The 268-nt window shown below is 49.3% G+C and carries 1 protein-coding gene; it reads right to left on the bottom strand.

All coding sequences use genetic code 11. From position 1 onward, the window contains the following. Window positions 1-268: hypothetical protein (locus tag AC1RPQ_RS08525; protein ID WP_481762351.1), on the bottom strand; the 268-nt coding region annotated here is incomplete at both ends.

Below are 268 nucleotides of genomic sequence, written 5' to 3'. Positions count from 1 at the left end.
ATCGGAGGCGTCTTATCGTCAGCACGACGCGCAGGAAGATGAGGTTTGATGGTTTCATAAAGCTTGAACAAATGTTTGCAGCTTGAGGTGCGCATACTCGGGTTACGGATCACTGGAAGCTCACCATTCGAGTACTCGATTTCTGCCGCAACCTTTCGGTTAAGCGCTACTTCCCACCGATAGCGAAAATCGGCGCAGCTGCATGATACCATCACATGAAGCCGTGGGTCAAGAAAAACAATAACAGTCACGTACCGTTGTGGTTTAC

The sequence above is a fragment of the Dellaglioa sp. CoH-57-MRSF-21 genome, assembly GCF_056781915.1.
The sequence above is the reverse complement of the archived record's forward strand: the minus strand, read 5'-3'. Positions and strand labels throughout refer to the sequence as shown.